Annotated in this window: 11 protein-coding genes; 3 read left to right on the plus strand and 8 right to left on the minus strand. The window is 66.5% G+C overall.

Annotated elements, in window-relative coordinates; all coding sequences use genetic code 11:
* Positions 1-5: 5 nt before the first annotated feature.
* The 6 genes from LPA45_RS09025 to rpsB all read right to left on the minus strand — a co-directional run bounded on the left by LPA45_RS09025 (position 6) and on the right by rpsB (position 5293).
* The gene (locus LPA45_RS09025; RefSeq protein WP_116320648.1) at positions 6-827 is read right to left on the minus strand and encodes a phosphatidate cytidylyltransferase; all 822 of its coding nucleotides are present in this window, start codon (positions 825-827) and stop codon (positions 6-8) included.
* Between the two features lie 60 nt (positions 828-887).
* Positions 888-1658: an isoprenyl transferase gene (locus LPA45_RS09030; RefSeq protein WP_116320647.1), complete on the minus strand. Its 771-nt coding sequence runs from the start codon at positions 1656-1658 to the stop codon at positions 888-890.
* 45 nt (positions 1659-1703) lie between these two features.
* Positions 1704-2264: a ribosome recycling factor gene (gene frr / locus LPA45_RS09035; protein ID WP_116320646.1), complete on the minus strand. Its 561-nt coding sequence runs from the start codon at positions 2262-2264 to the stop codon at positions 1704-1706.
* 117 nt (positions 2265-2381) lie between these two features.
* Positions 2382-3092, minus strand: coding sequence for a UMP kinase (pyrH, locus tag LPA45_RS09040; protein WP_317919594.1), 711 nt, complete (start codon positions 3090-3092; stop codon positions 2382-2384).
* Between the two features lie 294 nt (positions 3093-3386).
* On the minus strand, positions 3387-4265 hold the full coding sequence (gene tsf, locus LPA45_RS09045) for a translation elongation factor Ts (protein WP_116320645.1): 879 nt from the start codon (positions 4263-4265) through the stop codon (positions 3387-3389).
* A gap of 284 nt (positions 4266-4549) precedes the next feature.
* Positions 4550-5293 (minus strand): 30S ribosomal protein S2, encoded by a 744-nt coding sequence (gene rpsB, locus LPA45_RS09050; RefSeq protein ID WP_078196561.1) that lies wholly within the window; start codon positions 5291-5293, stop codon positions 4550-4552.
* Positions 5294-5655: 362 nt separating this feature from the next.
* Between rpsB and map the strand changes: the two genes are divergently transcribed.
* From map to LPA45_RS09065, 3 genes are all read left to right on the plus strand, one after another.
* The gene (gene map, locus LPA45_RS09055) at positions 5656-6474 is read left to right on the plus strand and encodes a type I methionyl aminopeptidase (protein ID WP_116320644.1); all 819 of its coding nucleotides are present in this window, start codon (positions 5656-5658) and stop codon (positions 6472-6474) included.
* Positions 6475-6550: 76 nt separating this feature from the next.
* Positions 6551-9142, plus strand: a complete 2592-nt coding sequence (locus LPA45_RS09060) for a [protein-PII] uridylyltransferase (protein WP_116320643.1) — start codon at positions 6551-6553, stop codon at positions 9140-9142.
* A gap of 19 nt (positions 9143-9161) precedes the next feature.
* Positions 9162-11189 carry a pseudouridine synthase gene (locus tag LPA45_RS09065; RefSeq protein ID WP_367394498.1) on the plus strand — a complete coding sequence of 676 codons (2028 nt, stop codon included), beginning with the start codon at positions 9162-9164 and terminating at the stop codon, positions 11187-11189.
* Between the two features lie 73 nt (positions 11190-11262).
* Here the strand turns inward: LPA45_RS09065 and def are convergent, their stop codons facing one another.
* Positions 11263-11796: a peptide deformylase gene (gene def, locus LPA45_RS09070; protein ID WP_116320641.1), complete on the minus strand. Its 534-nt coding sequence runs from the start codon at positions 11794-11796 to the stop codon at positions 11263-11265.
* Positions 11797-11811: 15 nt separating this feature from the next.
* Positions 11812-13944 (minus strand): NAD-dependent DNA ligase LigA, encoded by a 2133-nt coding sequence (gene ligA, locus LPA45_RS09075; RefSeq protein WP_116320640.1) that lies wholly within the window; start codon positions 13942-13944, stop codon positions 11812-11814.
* Positions 13945-13947 lie beyond the last annotated feature (3 nt).

Genomic DNA, 13947 nt, shown 5'->3' on the forward strand with positions numbered 1-13947 from the left:
AGGCTTCAGAGAAAAATCAGCATCAGGGCCGCCAGCGGGAACACCGGCAGCAAGGCATCGATCCGGTCCAGCACGCCGCCATGGCCTGGCAGCAGCCGGCTGCTGTCCTTCATGCCGACCTGGCGCTTGAGCAGCGACTCGAACAGGTCGCCCACCACACTCGCCGCCACCAGCAGCGTGGTCAGCCCGGCCACATAGCCCAGGCCACCGCGATCGCCCAGCACCGAGAACCAGGTGGGCGCGAAGGCATGGGTGGCAGCCAGCACCAGGGCGATGACAAGCGCCAGCAGCCAGCCGCCAATGGCGCCTTCCCAGGACTTGCCCGGGCTGATGGACGGTGCCAGCTTGCGCCGGCCAATGGCCTTGCCGGTGAAATAAGCGCCGATATCGGCCGCCCACACCAGCACCGCCGCGGTCAGCAGCACGCCAATGCCGGCGCCGCGCAGGATCATGGTGGCATGGGCAAACGCGGGCAGCATGACCAGGCCCAGGACGGCCCCCAGCACGGCAAAGCCCGGCGTCGCGGTGCGCACACCGCGCGCCAGCAGCACCAGCGCCACGCCCCAGCACACCACCGCCGCTTCCAGCAGCCAGGTAGTGGCGTGCCGCAGCGGCATGTCATGCCAGGTGATGGTGGCGATCAGGCAGGCCAGCGCATAGACGTACGGCCAGGGCCCGCGCAGCCCGATCAGGCGACCGAATTCCCAGCCCGCCAGCAGCACGATCACGCCGAGCAGACCCGCCAGGCCGGCCGGTGGCGCCAGGAACAGGATCGGAAGGATCAGCAGCAGCAGGCACAGGGCGGTGATGACGCGGGTGAGGAGCATGCGCTGCGATCCCGTGGAAGTTGTTGGAGTAGCCTGGAAGGCCAGTGTGCTCAGGCCGTGTCAGGCCGTGCCAGATAGTCCCGGCGCAACCAGTTGCGCGCTGGTGCGGCCGAAACGGCGTTCGCGCTGGCGGTACGAAGCAAAGGCCTTGTCCAGTTGGGCGGCGTCAAAATCCGGCCAGTACACGTCGGTGAAATACAGCTCGGAATACGCGAGCTGCCACAACAGGAAATTGCTGATGCGCTGTTCGCCGCCGGTGCGGATAAACAGGTCGGGCTCCGGCGCATAGGCCATGGCCAGGTGCGGCGCCAGCATGGATTCGTCGATCGACTCCGGATCGAGCATCGGCGAGCGCGCCAGCATCTTGCGCATGGCCTGCAGCAGGTCCCAGCGGCCGCCGTAGTTGGCGGCGATGGTCACGGTCAGGCCAGTATTGCCGGCGGTACGCGCCTCGGCATCCTTGATCAGCTTCTGGATGCGCGGGCTGAAGCGAGCCAGGTCGCCAACCACCCGCAGGCGGATGTTGTTGGCGTGCATCTTCACCACTTCGCGCCGCAGCGACATCATGAACAGCCGCATCAGGAACGACACCTCGTCCGCCGGACGCCGCCAGTTCTCTGAACTGAATGCGAACAGCGTCAGGTACTGCACGCCCCGCGCGGCGCTGGCTTCCACCACCGCGCGCACGGCGTCCAGTCCCCGGGAGTGCCCGGCAACGCGCGGCAGGTGCCGCTGGGTCGCCCAGCGGCCGTTGCCGTCCATGATGATGGCAACGTGACGGGGCACGTAAGAGGTATCGGGTACGTCGAGCGTTGAACTGATGTGCTGCATGATGGCAGACGGTCGCTGACTGTCCCGGCAATTGCCGGGACGGCGTCAGACCGTCATGATCTCCTTCTCTTTTTCGGCGACCATCTTGTCGATCTCGGCCACGTACTTGTCGGTCAGCTTCTGCACGTCTTCCTGGCCGCGGCGATCGTCGTCCTCGGAGATGGTCTTGTCCTTGACCAGCTTCTTGAACTGCTCGTTGGCATCGCGACGCAGGTTGCGCACCGCCACCTTGGCGCCTTCGGCCTCGCTCTTGACGACCTTGGTCAGCTCCTTGCGGCGCTCTTCGGTCAGCGCGGGCATCGGCACGCGGATCACGTCGCCCATGGTGGCCGGGTTCAGGCCCAGGTCGCAGTCGCGAATGGCCTTCTCGACCGTGCCAACCATCTTCTTTTCCCACGGCTGCACCGTGATGGTGCGGGCATCGGCCAGACCGACGCTGGCGACCTGGCTGATCGGCACCATCGAACCGTAGTAATCCACCTGAACGTGGTCGAGCAGGCCGGTGTGGGCACGGCCAGTGCGGATCTTCGCCAGATCGGCCTTGAAGGCTTCGATCGACTTCTGCATTTTCTGCTCGACGCTCTTCTTTGTGTCGGCGACGCTCATGTTAACCTCCGGAAATCAGCCAACCATGATCCCGCCAGGCGGGATCGAAAATGAATCATTCTACTCTTTGCCCGGCCAGACACCAGCGCCACGGCGCGGTATCCGGGGGCGCCTGCCTCAGACGTGGACCAGGGTGCCCTCGTCTTCGCCCAGGATCACGCGCTTGAGCGCGCCCGGCTTGACGATCGAGAACACCCGGATCGGCAGCTTCTGGTCTCGGCACAGCGCGAAGGCGGTGGCGTCCATCACCTGCAGGTTGCGCGAGATGGCCTCGTCGAAGCTGATGGTGGTGTAGCGCGTGGCGCTCGGGTCTTTCTTGGGGTCGGCAGTGTAGACGCCGTCCACCTTGGTCGCCTTGAGCACGACCTCGGCACCGATTTCCGAGCCGCGCAGCGCGGCGGCGGTGTCGGTGGTGAAGAACGGGTTGCCGGTGCCGGCGGCGAAGATCACCACCTTGCCCTCTTCCAGCTGGCGGATCGCGCGCGGGCGGATATACGGCTCGACCACCTGGTCCATGCGCAGCGCCGATTGCACGCGGCCTTCGATATTGGCGTGGCGCATCGCATCCTGCAGCGCCAGCGCGTTCATCATGGTGGCCAGCATGCCCATGTAGTCGGCCGTGGCGCGGTCCATGCCGGCCGCACCGCCCGCGACGCCGCGGAAGATATTGCCGCCGCCGATGACCACCGCGACCTGGACGCCGAGTTTCACGATCTCGGCAATGTCGTTCACCATCGCCTCGATGGTGGAGCGGTTGATGCCAAAGGCATCGTCGCCCATCAGGGCTTCACCGGACAGTTTCAGAAGGACGCGCTTGTAGGCTGGCATGTTCACCCTCGGACAGGAGCAAGTCGCTCGTTTGGGACTCAACACAAATGAGACGATTGATTTTTTGACACCGGCGGCTCGGATCGGCGCGCCACCGGAGGAAGAAAGCCGGTTTTCGGGGTCGCCCCACCCTGCTGGCAGGCGACGGGAAGACGACCGCGAAAACTGACTGCTGCAGTGCAACGTGCAATACGCCTCACTGCACTACTTATGCAGAGGGGCACCTTGCGGCGCCCCTGCGGCATTATAGGCGCCCGGACCCGCCCACAAGGGCCGGCCGGCACGCCCCGGACATCAGCCCTTCTGGGCAGCGGCCACCTGGGCGGCCACTTCAGCGGCGAAGTCGTCCTGCTTCTTCTCGATGCCTTCGCCCACGACGTACAGGGTGAAGCCCTTGACGGTCGTGTTGGCAGCCTTGAGCATCTGCTCGACAGTCTGCTTGTCGTTCTTCACGAACGGCTGGTTGAACAGCGACACTTCCTTCAGGTACTTCTGCACCGAACCCTCGACCATCTTGGCGACGATTTCGGCCGGCTTGCCCGACTCGGCAGCCTTCTGCTCGGCGATGCTGCGCTCCTTGGCGATCAGGTCGGCAGGGACCTGCTCGGCCGACAGCGACACCGGCTTCATGGCGGCCACGTGCATGGCCACGTCCTTGGCGGCGGCTTCGTCGCCGTCGAACTCGACCATCACGCCGATACGGGTGCCGTGCAGGTACGAAACCAGCTTGCCGCCGTTGGCGTAACGGACAAAGCGGCGGACCGTCAGGTTCTCGCCGATCTTGCCGATCAGGGCCGTGCGGGTGGCTTCAACGCTCACGCCGTCGATTTCCAGCGCCGACAGGGCTGCCACGTCGGCCGGGTTCTGCTTGGCGATCAGTTCGGCAACCTTGGCCGAGAAAGCCAGGAAGTCGTCGTTCTTGGAGACGAAATCGGTCTCGCAGTTCAGTTCGACCAGCACGCCGGTGGTGCCGTCGATGAACGAAGCAACCACGCCTTCGGCGGTCACGCGCGATGCGGCCTTGCTGGCCTTGTTGCCCAGCTTGACGCGCAGCAGCTCTTCGGCCTTGTTCAGGTCGCCGTCGGCCTCGGTCAGGGCCTTCTTGCATTCCATCATCGGCGCGTCGGTCTTCGCGCGCAGTTCTGCAACCATGCTTGCGGTAATTGCCGCCATTTGTCACTCCTTGAATGGTTCGCGCCGGGCCCCGGCAGTCTGCCCGCGGCACCCGGTCGGTGGGTCTACAGCGCACCCGCGGCAGATACTGCCTGCGGCGGATGACAACAATTCAAATTCGAAAAAAGGGGGCGCCAGAAGTGCCCCCTTTTTTGCCCTGCTGCCGACGTACCCCGGCTTGCGCCCTGCGCGCTGCCCGGCGTGCCGGGCGGCAAGCGATGCTTGCCTGTCGTGTGTTGACGTGCGCGCTATCGGGTTCCTTTCAGGCAGCGGGCCGGAGGCTATCAGCCTTCCTGCACTTCGACGAATTCGTCGTCGCCGCGGGCGGCTTCAACGACTTCCTGCACCGCGTTGGCACGGCCTTCCAGGATCGCGTCAGCCACGCCACGCACGTACAGGGCCACGGCCTTGCTCGAGTCGTCGTTGCCCGGGATCACGTAGTCGATGCCTTCCGGCGAGTGGTTGGTATCAACCACGCCGATCACGGGCACGCCCAGCTTGTTGGCTTCGGTCACGGCAATCTTGTGGTAGCCGACGTCGACCACGAAGATGGCGTCAGGCACGCCGCCCATGTCCTTGATGCCGCCGATCGACTTTTCCAGCTTGAGCATCTCGCGCTCGAACATCAGCGCTTCCTTCTTGCTCATGGTTTCCAGCGCGCCGGCTTCCTTGGCGGCTTCCATGTCCTTCAGGCGCTTGATGGAGATCTTGACCGTCTTGAAGTTGGTCAGCATGCCGCCGAGCCAGCGGGCGTCGACGTAAGGCATGCCGGCGCGACCGGCCTCTTCAGCCAGGATTTCGCGCGACTGGCGCTTGGTGCCCACGAAAAGGATGGTGCCGCGATTGGCTGCCAGCTGACGCACGTACTTCATGGCGTCCTGGAACATCGGCAACGTCTTTTCGAGGTTGATGATGTGGATCTTGTTGCGATGGCCGAAGATGAAGGGGGCCATCTTCGGGTTCCAGAAGCGGGTCTGGTGGCCGAAGTGGCAACCGGCTTCCAGCATTTCGCGCATGGTAACGGACATGTGATTCTCCAAAGGGTTAGGTCTGAAGCCCGCCCCGACATTCCTGAAAAGGAACACCCCGGATAGGCGGGCCAGCGATTTCCAAAAAACATCGTCGCAGCTGGATGCTGCAAACTGTCGACCTGGCCGTGCGATGTTGCACCGCAACCAGGCGAGCCCGCTATTGTAGCAACAAAAGTGCGACGCGCTCAAGCCGCCCGTCGCCCACCGGCGTTCGGCTCCACGCCTCGCGCATGTCCGCTGGGCCACCCAAATCCGCGCCGCCACAAGCTGCGATCCCGCGCCGATGGTGCGATAATCCCACATTGATCTTTCGAATTCGGCGCGGCCAGTGGCCCTGCCATCACTTTTGGCGACGCAGCATGAGCATTTACCTGAACACCGCCGAAGACATCGCCCAGATGCGCGTGGCTTGCCGCCTTGCCTCCGAAGTCCTCGACTACATCACGCCCTTCGTCCAGCCGGGCGTCACCACAGGCGAGCTGGACCGCCTGTGCCACGCCTATATGCGTGACGTGCAAGGCACCGTGCCGGCGCCGCTGAACTACGCGCCCCCCGGCTACCCGCCCTTCCCCGGCGCGATCTGCACCTCGGTCAACGACGTGATCTGCCACGGCATCCCCGGCGAGCGCGTGCTCAAGAGCGGCGACGCGATCAACCTGGACATCACCGTCATCACCAAGGAAGGCTATTACGGCGACACCAGCCGCATGTTCATCGTCGGCGAAGGCTCGATCCTGGCCAAGCGCCTGGCGCAGGTGACGTACGAATGCATGTGGAAGGGCATCTCGCAGGTGCGCAACGGCGCGCGCCTGGGCGATATCGGCCATGCCATCCAGGTGCACGCGGAAGCCGCCGGCTACAGCGTGGTGCGTGAATACTGCGGCCACGGCATCGGCAAGAACTTCCACGAAGACCCGCAGATCCTGCACTACGGCCGCGCCGGCACCGGTGCCGAGATCAAGGCCGGGATGATCTTCACCGTGGAACCGATGATCAACGCCGGCAAGCGCGATATCCGCACCATGCCCGACCAGTGGACGGTCAAGACCCGCGATCGCAGCCTGTCGGCGCAGTGGGAGCACACCGTGCTTGTCACCGAGACCGGCTTTGAGGTGCTGACGGTGTCGGCCGGCACCCCGGCGCCGCCAGCCTTCATTACGGAATCCGTCGCGGCCTGAAGTCGCACACCAGCCAGGGCGCCTGACCGGCGCCCTTATTTTTCCAGCCGTGCCCACGCACCATCCCGCCCTCTCCATGGACACCACGCCGGAACTGCTGCTTGCCGCGCGCGTGCGCGACCAGCTCAAGGCCGATAAGCAGGCGCTGTTTGCCGACTTCAACCTCAGCGCCAACGTCGGCACGTTGATCACGCGGCTGCGCCGTGCCGTCGACGCCGCGCTGGTGGAAGCGTGGCGCGGCCTGGAGATGCCTGCGGGCGCGGCGCTGGTGGCGGTGGGCGGCTACGGCCGCGGCGAACTGCTGCCCTATTCGGACGTCGACGTGCTGCTGTTGCTGCCCGCCGAGCCCGACCAGGACACCACCGGTCGGCTGGAGCGCTTCATCGGCCTGTGCTGGGACCTGGGCCTGGAGATCGGGTCGTCGGTACGCACCGTGGACGATTGCATCCGCGAGTCGCGCCAGGACGTCACCATCCAGACCTCGCTGCTCGAAGCGCGGCTGGTGACCGGCAGCCGCAAGCTGTTCGAGTCGATGCGCACGCGCTACCAGGCCGACCTGGACCCGGCCGCGTTTTTCCAGGCCAAGCTGCTGGAAATGCGCCAGCGCCACGCCAAGTACCAGGACACGCCGTACGCGCTCGAGCCCAACTGCAAGGAAAGCCCGGGCGGCCTGCGCGACCTGCAGGTGATCCTGTGGATGACCAAGGCCGCTGGCCTGGGCGACAGCTGGAAAGAACTGTTCGAGCGCGGCCTGCTGACGCAGCGCGAAGCGCAGGAGCTGGCACGCAACGAGCGCCTGCTCAAGACCATCCGCGCGCGCCTGCACCTGGTGGCGGGCCGGCGCCAGGACGTGCTGGTGTTCGACCTGCAGACCGCCCTGGCGGAGTCCTTCGGCTACCGCCAGACCACCAACAAGCGCGCCAGCGAGCAGCTGATGCGGCGCTACTACTGGGCGGCCAAGGCGGTCACGCAGCTCAACATCGTGCTGCTGCTGAACATCGAGGCAATGCTGTTCCCCAGCGAGTCGCAGGTCACGCGCGTGCTCAACGAGCGCTTTGTCGAGCGCCAGGGCATGCTGGAGATCACCAGCGACGACGTTTACGAGCGCGATCCTCACGCGATCCTGGAAACCTTCCTGCTGTACCAGCGCACGCCCGGCGTGAAGGGCCTGTCGCCGCGCACGCTGCGCGGGCTCTACAACGCGCGCACCGTGATGACCGCGGGCTGGCGCAACGATCCGGAAAACCGCCGCCTGTTCCTGGCCATCATGCAGGAACCGCAGGGCATCACCCATGCGCTGCGGCTGATGAACCAGACCAGCGTGCTGGGCCGCTACCTGATCAACTTCCGCCGCATCGTCGGGCAAATGCAGCACGACCTGTTCCACGTCTACACCGTGGACCAGCACATCCTCATGGTGGTGCGCAATATGCGCCGCTTCGCCATGTTCGAGCACACCCACGAGTTCCCGTTCTGCAGCCAGCTGATGGCGAGCTTCGACAAGCCGTGGGTGCTGTGGGTGGCGGCGCTGTTCCACGATATCGCCAAGGGCCGCGGCGGCGACCACTCCAGGCTCGGCACCGTGGACGCGCGGCGCTTCTGCAAGGCGCACGGCATTGCGCGCGACGATGCCGACCTGATCTGCTGGCTGGTCGAGCACCACCTGACCATGAGCCACGTGGCGCAGAAGCAGGACCTGACCGATCCGGACGTGGTGCATGCCTTCGCGCGCGTGGTCGGTAGCGAACGCCACCTGACTGCGCTGTACCTGCTGACCGTGGCCGATATCCGCGGCACCAGCCCCAAGGTCTGGAACGCGTGGAAGGGCAAGCTGCTGGAAGACCTGTACCGCATCACGTTGCGCGTGCTCGGCGGCGCGCGCGTGGATCCGCATTCGTTGTGGTCGCTGCGCAAGGAAGAGACCATCTCCGAGCTGCGCCTGAAAGCCTTCGACCCCGAGCTGGGCAAGCGCCTGTGGGCGCAACTGGACGTAGCGTTCTTCCTGCGGCACGATTCGCGCGACATCGCCTGGCTCACGCGCCACCTGTACGACAAGGTGGACAGCACGAACCCGGTGGTCAAGGCGCGCATCTCGCCGGCGGGCGAAGGTTTGCAGGTGGCCGTCTACGTGCAGGACCAGCCCGACCTGTTCGCGCGCATTTGCGGCTATTTCGAGCGCAAGGCGTTCTCGATCCAGGACGCCAAGATCCACACCACCCGCCACGGCTACGCGCTGGATACGTTCCAGGTCACCGATCCGGGCATGGCCAGCGACGGCAACTATCGCGGCAACTACCGCGACATCATCGCGCTGGTGGAGCACGAGCTGTGCGAAAGGCTGCGCCAGCAGGCCGCATTGCCCGAGCCCACGCAGGGACGCCTGTCGCGCCAGTCGCGCAGTTTCCCGATCAAGCCGCGCGTCGATTTGCGCCCGGATGAGCGCGGCCAGTATTACCTGCTGTCGCTGTCCGCCAACGACCGCACCGGCCTGCTGTACGCCATCGCCCGCGTACTGGCACGGCATCGCGTGTCCGTGCACACGGCACGCATCAACACCCTGGGCGAACGCGTCGAAGACGTGTTCCTGGTAGACGGCAGCCGCCTGGCCGCCGACAACCGATTGCAGATTCAGCTTGAACAGGACTTGCTCTCCGCCCTCGCGATCTGAGGCGGGCAGCATCAACGATATGACCGACAGCAATTCGCCGAAGCGCAAGACGCTAGGCATCAAGGCCGCAGGCGACACCGGCACCGCCGCGCGCAAGACCGGCAACCGTCCGGTTCGGGTTTCCGACCTGAACCGGAACCGCGTGCGGGCCGTGACCGAAGGCATCAAGCGTGCGCAGCAGAGCGACGGTGGCAAGAGTGCCGGCCGCCGCGCGCCAGGCGAAGCGCAAGCCGGCGGCGATGCCGGCCGCGGCGTGCGCAAGCCGCGTCCGCCCCGCCCCGCTGACGGCGAGCGGCAGGCACGGCCGCGCCGTGCCGAAGGCGAAGCACGGCCGCCTCGACGTTCTGGCGACGACGACAACCGTCCGCGCCGCTATGGCGACGACCGCGGCGAAGCGCGCCCGCGCCGTTTCGAGGGCAATGAATCGCGGCCGCCGCGGCGCGTTGGCGATGACGACAGTCGTCCGCGCCGCTATGGCGACGATCGCGGCGAAGCACGTCCGCGCCGTTTCGAAGGCAATGAATCGCGGCCGCCGCGACGCTTCGGCGACGACGAAAATCGTCCGCGCCGCTATGGCGACGATCGCGGCGAAGCACGTCCGCGCCGTTTCGAGGGCAATGAATCGCGGCCGCCGCGGCGCTTTGGCGACGACGACAACCGTCCGCGCCGCTATGGCGACGACCGTGGCGAAGCGCGTCCGCGCCGCTTCGAAGGCAATGAATCGCGGCCGCCGCGACGCGTTGGCGACGACGACAACCGTCCGCGCCGCTATGGCGACGATCGCGGCGAAGCACGTCCGCGCCGTTTCGAGGGGAATGAGTCGCGGCCGCCGCGGCGCTTTGGCGATGACGAAAATCGTCCGCGCCGCTATGGCGACGATCGCGGCGAAGCACGTCCGCGCCGTTTCGAGGGGAATGAGTCGCGGCCGCCGCGGCGCTTTGGCGATGACGACAACCGTCCGCGCCGCTATGGCGACGATCGCGGCGAAGCGCGTCCACGCCGTTTCGAGGGGAATGAGTCGCGGCCGCCGCGGCGCTTTGGCGATGACGAAAATCGTCCGCGCCGCTTCGAAGGCAGCGAGTCGCGGCCGCCACGACGCTCCGGTGACGACGACAACCGTCCGCGGCGCCCTGCCCCCACCGGCGACCGCCGCCGCGAAGGCTCCGCGCCGGCGCGCCGCTTCAGCGATGCCGCCGGCACGTCCCGGCCGCAGGCACCGGCCCCGCGCCCGCAGAAGCCGGCTCGCGACGATGCCGCGCCTGAAACCACCCATGACGACGGCCTGGTGCGCCTGTCCAAGCGCATGTCCGAACTCGGCCTGTGCTCGCGCCGCGAAGCCGATGAATGGATTCCGCGCGGCTGGGTGCTGGTCGACGGCAAGCCGGTGACCGAGCTGGGCAGCCGCATCCGCCCGGATGCCGAGATCGAGATCCTGCAGGAAGCGCGCTCCGAACAGGGCGAGCGCGTTACCGTGCTGCTGAATAAGCCGGTGGGATACGTATCCGGCCAGGCCGAAGACGGCTATGAGCCGGCCGCGGTGCTGTTCACCGCCGAGAACCAGTGGGAGGGCGACGCCACGCGCAAGCGCTTCGCGCCGTGGCAGCGCAAGAGCCTGGCGCCGGCCGGCCGCCTCGATATCGACTCCACCGGCCTGCTGGTGCTGACGCAGGATGGCCGCGTCGCGCGCGCGCTGATCGGCGAGGACTCGAACGTCGAGAAGGAGTACCTGGTACGGGTGGTCTGGCATGGCCCGCAAGGCGTGGTCGAGCGCAATGTCAGCGAGGCGTTCCCCGCCGACCAGCTCGAACTGCTGCGCCATGGCCTGTCCCTGGATGGCGTGCTGCTCAAGCCGGCCAAGGTCAGCTGGCAGAACGAAGAGCAGCTGCGCTTCGTGCTGCGCGAAGGCCGCAAGCGCCAGATCCGCCGGATGTGCGAACAGGTGGGGCTGGAAGTCGTTGGCCTGAAGCGCGTGCGCATGGGCCGCGTGGTGCTGGGCGACCTGCCGCCGGGCATGTGGCGGTTCCTGGGGCAGTTCGAGAAATTCTGACGACGAGTCTGGACTGACCATGGAAAAAGCGGCCGCAATGGCCGCTTTTTTTGTCTCGCCTGTAGCGCCTGATTCAATCGTCGCTATTGGCCGGCAGGTCCGGGAACAGGATCTCGGTAAACCCGAACTTTGTAAAATCCTTGATCCGCATCGGATAAAGAATCCCCTGCAGGTGGTCGCACTCATGCTGCACCACGCGCGCATGGAAGCCATCGGCGATCCGCTCGATCCGATTGCCCATCAGGTCATGGCCGCTGTATTTCAGCCGCACATGCCGCGGCACCACCCCGCGCAGGCCGGGCACCGACAGGCACCCTTCCCAGCCGTCTTCCTGCTCATCCGACAGCATCTCCAGCACGGGGTTGATCAGCACCGTCTTGGGCACCATCGGCGCATCCGGATAGCGCGGATTGCGGTCGAAGCCGAAGATCACCACTTGCAGGTCGACGCCGATCTGCGGCGCGGCCAGGCCTGCGCCGTTGGCGTGGTCCATGGTGTCGAACATGTCTTCGATCAGCGTGCGCAACTCCGGTGTATTGAACCGCTCCACCTTGCGCGCCACCTGCAGCAGGCGCGGATCGCCCATCTTGAGAATCTCGCGGATCATGGCTGTTTCCCCGGTTTATTCCTGCGCGGGCGCAGCGCCCGCTTCAGCCAGCAATGCCAGCATGCCGCCCTCGTCCAGCACCGGCACGCCCAGCGCCTCGGCCTTGTCGAGCTTGCTGCCGGCTTCGGCCCCCGCCACCACGTAGTCGGTCTTCTTCGACACCGAGCCTGCCACCTTGGCGCCCGCGGCTTCGAGCAATTCCTTGGCGTCCTCGCGCGACATGGTCGGCAGCGTGCCGGTCAGCACAAAGGTCTTGCCCGACAGCGGCGCCGGTGCTGCCCTCGCCACCGGCTCGCTTTCCGGCCAGTGTACCCCTGCGGCGCGAAGTTGTTCGATGACCTCGACGTTATGCGGCTCGCCAAGGAAGTGCGCGATCGACTGCGCCACCACCGGGCCGACGTCATTGACCTCCAGCAGCGCGGCTTCGTCGGCGGCCATCAGTCCGTCGAGCTTGCCGAAATGCCTGGCGAGATCCTTGGCAGTGGCTTCGCCCACGTGGCGGATGCCGAGCGCGAAGATAAAGCGGTTCATGGTGGTCTCGCGCGACTTTTCGATCGCCGCGACGAGGTTGGTGGCCGACTTGTCGGCCATGCGCTCAAGCGCCGCCAGCTTGGCCACGCCCAGCTTGTACAGGTCCGCCGGCGTGCGCACGATGCCCTGGTCGACCAGTTGCTCCACCACCTTGTCGCCCAGCCCCTCGATATCCATGGCACGGCGCTGCGCGAAGTGCAGCAGCGCCTGCTTGCGCTGCGCCGCGCAGATCAGGCCGCCGGTGCAGCGCGCGATCGCCTCGTCTTCCAGGCGCTCGATATGCGAACCGCACACCGGGCAAGCGGTGGGCATCACAAAGGCGCGCGCGTCCGCCGGCCGGCGCTCGGCCACCACCGCCACCACCTCCGGGATCACGTCGCCGGCGCGGCGCACGATCACGGTGTCGCCGATATGGACGTCCTTGCGGCGGATCTCGTCCTCGTTATGCAGCGTGGCATTGGTCACGGTCACGCCGCCGACGAACACCGGCTGCAGCCGCGCCACCGGCGTGATCGCGCCAGTGCGGCCGACCTGCACCTCGATATCCTCGACGATGGTGGTCATTTCCTGCGCCGGGAACTTGTGCGCCAGCGCAAAGCGCGGCGCGCGCGAGACAAAGCCCAGCCGTTCCTGCTCGGCCAGCGCATTGACCTTGTAGACCACGCCGTCGATGTCGTACGGCAGGTCGTCGCGGCGCTTGCCGATATCCGAGTAGAAATCCAGCAGCCCCTGCGCCCCCTTGACCACCGCGCGTTCCTTGCACACCGGCAGTCCCAACGCATCAAAGCCGTCGAGCATGGCGCTGTGCGTGGCCGGGCGATCCACGCCCTGCAGTTCGCCCAGGCCATAGGCGAAGAACGACAGCGGCCGCTTCGCGGTAATGCGCGGATCGAGCTGGCGCAGGCTGCCGGCAGCGGCATTGCGCGGATTGACGAAGGTCTTTTCGCCGGCTTCCGCCTGGCGTGCGTTGAGCTTGTCGAAGTCGCGGCGATACATGAAGACTTCGCCGCGCACCTCCAGCACCGCTGGCGCCTGGCCGCGCAGCTTCAGGGGGATCGCCTTGATGGTGCGCACGTTGACGGTCACGTCCTCGCCGGTTTCGCCGTCACCGCGGGTGGCGGCCTGCACGAGCCGGCCGTCTTCATAGCGCAGCGACATGGCCAGCCCGTCGAACTTCAGCTCGCAGGAGTACTCGACCGCGTCCGCCGCGCTGAACAGGTCGGCCTCGCCCGCCGCGGGTGCGGTGCGGCCCAGCCCCTGCGCGCAGCGGCGGTCGAAGTTGAGCACGTCGTCGTCCTCAAAGCCGTTGTTCAGCGACAGCATCGGCACCCGGTGGCGCACCGTGTCGAACGCGGCCAGCGCCTCACCGCCGACGCGCTGCGTGGGCGAATCCGGCGACTGCAGCTCGGGATGCTCCAGCTCGAGCGCAACCAGCTCGCTGAACAGCGCGTCGTACTCGGCATCCGGGATGGTAGGCGCGTCCAGCACGTAGTACTGGTAGCTGTGGCGGTCGAGCTCATCGTGCAGCCAGGCGACACGCGTGGCTGCGGCTTCGGGCGGCAAGCCGCCGGCGGGCGCGGAGGCTTCTGCCTGCGCGCCGCGTGGTTTTGCGGTCATGGC

Origin of the sequence: Cupriavidus sp. Agwp_2 (assembly GCF_040784895.1) — a bacterium.
In the GTDB taxonomy this organism is placed as follows: domain Bacteria; phylum Pseudomonadota; class Gammaproteobacteria; order Burkholderiales; family Burkholderiaceae; genus Cupriavidus.

What these genes read in the sequence shown, in the direction of transcription:
- LPA45_RS09025 (WP_116320648.1), bottom strand. Translation starts at nt 827, where the DNA reads ATGCTCCTCACCCGCGTCATCACCGCCCTGTGCCTGCTGCTGCTGATC.
- LPA45_RS09030 (WP_116320647.1), bottom strand. Translation starts at nt 1,658, where the DNA reads ATGCAGCACATCAGTTCAACGCTCGACGTACCCGATACCTCTTACGTG.
- frr (WP_116320646.1), bottom strand. Translation starts at nt 2,264, where the DNA reads ATGAGCGTCGCCGACACAAAGAAGAGCGTCGAGCAGAAAATGCAGAAG.
- pyrH (WP_317919594.1), bottom strand. Translation starts at nt 3,092, where the DNA reads ATGCCAGCCTACAAGCGCGTCCTTCTGAAACTGTCCGGTGAAGCCCTG.
- tsf (WP_116320645.1), bottom strand. Translation starts at nt 4,265, where the DNA reads ATGGCGGCAATTACCGCAAGCATGGTTGCAGAACTGCGCGCGAAGACC.
- rpsB (WP_078196561.1), bottom strand. Translation starts at nt 5,293, where the DNA reads ATGTCCGTTACCATGCGCGAAATGCTGGAAGCCGGTTGCCACTTCGGC.
- map (WP_116320644.1), top strand. Translation starts at nt 5,656, where the DNA reads ATGAGCATTTACCTGAACACCGCCGAAGACATCGCCCAGATGCGCGTG.
- LPA45_RS09060 (WP_116320643.1), top strand. Translation starts at nt 6,551, where the DNA reads ATGGACACCACGCCGGAACTGCTGCTTGCCGCGCGCGTGCGCGACCAG.
- LPA45_RS09065 (WP_367394498.1), top strand. Translation starts at nt 9,162, where the DNA reads ATGACCGACAGCAATTCGCCGAAGCGCAAGACGCTAGGCATCAAGGCC.
- def (WP_116320641.1), bottom strand. Translation starts at nt 11,796, where the DNA reads ATGATCCGCGAGATTCTCAAGATGGGCGATCCGCGCCTGCTGCAGGTG.
- ligA (WP_116320640.1), bottom strand. Translation starts at nt 13,944, where the DNA reads ATGACCGCAAAACCACGCGGCGCGCAGGCAGAAGCCTCCGCGCCCGCC.